We start from the raw sequence: 1,723 nt of genomic DNA, 5'->3' as shown, positions 1-1,723 counted from the left end.
GAGCCAGATCGGGGAGGGGCGAGTCTGCCCGGATTGCGGCCGACCTCTCCAGAACATGACCGAAGAGAGCTACTTCTTCCGCATGTCGCGGTATGAGAAACCGCTTCTGGATTATTACGAGAAGAATCCCAGCGCTATCCTGCCCCAGACCCGTTACAATGAGGTCCTGAGTTTCATAAGGGGGGGGCTCAAGGACCAGTCCATATCCCGCACGAGCGTTTCATGGGGCGTACCCCTTCCCGGAGACGAAGCGCACGTGATATATGTATGGTTCGACGCCCTCATCAACTATCTGACGGTCTGCGGCTACCCCGACAACGCCGAATGCATGAAGAAATTCTGGCCCGGCGTCAACCATATTATGGCGAAGGACATAATCAGATTCCACTGCATAGTGTGGCCCGCAATGCTCCTTGCTCTCGGACTCACCCCCCCGGCGACGGTGTTTTCGCACGGATGGTGGACGGTCGAAGGAGAAAAGATGTCCAAGTCCCGCGGCAATGTCGTGGACCCTTTCGAAATGGCCGATCTTTACGGGGTGGACGCGTTCAGGTACTTCCTGATGAGGGAGATACCGTTCGGGTCAGACGGGGATTTCTCGGAGAGGGCCCTGGCCGGAAGGGTCAATTCCGACCTGGCCAACGATCTTGGAAACCTGCTAAACCGGACGCTCCAGATGATAAACAGCTTCTCCGGGGGGACGATCCCGCTTCCATCATCCTCCCCTTCGGATCTCGACCGGGAGATGGAGAGACTTGCCCTTGCGACAAGGGACTCCTTCATTGCGAAAATGGACGCCTACTCCTTCGATGAAGCGCTCAAGGAAGTCTGGGCTCTTGTCAGGAGGGGCAACAAGTATATCGACGAGACGATGCCGTGGAAACTCGGCAAGGAAAAGAACACGGAAAGGCTCGACCCAGTCCTTTACACGCTCTGCGAGACGCTCCGAATGACGGCAGCCATGGTTGCGCCGTTCATGCCGCATACGGCAGGCGAACTCTTCACACAGCTGGGCCTTGAGGGCGACCCCTCCATGCTGGACCCCGGTTCCCTGGGATGGGGGCAGATCCCGGCCGGATGCAGGGTGAACAAGAGGGATGTTCTCTTCCCGAGGATCGACATGAAGGAGTGGGAGGCGCAAAAGGCGGAAAGGTACGCGAAGAAGAATGCAACTCCTGATCCGGGCGATCACGAGGAAGAGATTGGGATCGAGGACTTCCGCAAGGTCGAATTCAGGGTTGCCAGGGTGCTCAAGGTCGAATCTGTCCCGAAGGCGGACAAGCTGTACCGGATCGAACTCGACCTCGGCTACGAGCGAAGGACCATCGTCTCAGGGATCAGGGATTTCCGCTCGGCGGAGGATCTGGAGGGCAAGTCCATAATCGTCATCTGCAACCTCAAGCCGGCGACGTTGAGGGGCGTGACAAGCAGCGGCATGCTTCTTGCGGCCGAGACCTCCGACGGCAAGGGGCTGGCTCTCCTCACTGTCGACAGGGAGATAGCGCCCGGCTCCAGGGTCCACTGAGTATCGTCCTCAGGAAAAAGACAGCGCGGGGCCGGAAGGTTTCCGGCCCCTTTTGATTTCGTGCGCCCGGCAGGGCGCACCGACTTGGAGGTGAAAGTCCTCTGCAGGCCCGACAGGGGGAACTGCTAGCCGGACGGCAAGGGCTGCCACCGCGAGGTGGAGTCTGAAGGAAGCCGCAGGCAAAACGCTGCCTCGACG

The 1,723-nt window shown here is 59.1% G+C and carries 1 protein-coding gene; it reads left to right on the top strand.

All coding sequences use genetic code 11. From position 1 onward, the window contains the following. On the top strand, nt 1-1,525 hold a 1,525-nt coding region (metG, locus tag Q7U95_RS05780; protein WP_308752682.1), incomplete at its 5' end, for a methionine--tRNA ligase. Between the last annotated feature and the right edge of the window lie 198 nt (nt 1,526-1,723).

Origin of the sequence: Candidatus Oleimmundimicrobium sp. (assembly GCF_030651595.1) — a bacterium.
In the GTDB taxonomy this organism is placed as follows: Bacteria; Actinomycetota; Aquicultoria; order UBA3085; family Oleimmundimicrobiaceae; genus JAUSCH01.
The sequence above is the reverse complement of the archived record's forward strand: the minus strand, read 5'-3'. Positions and strand labels throughout refer to the sequence as shown.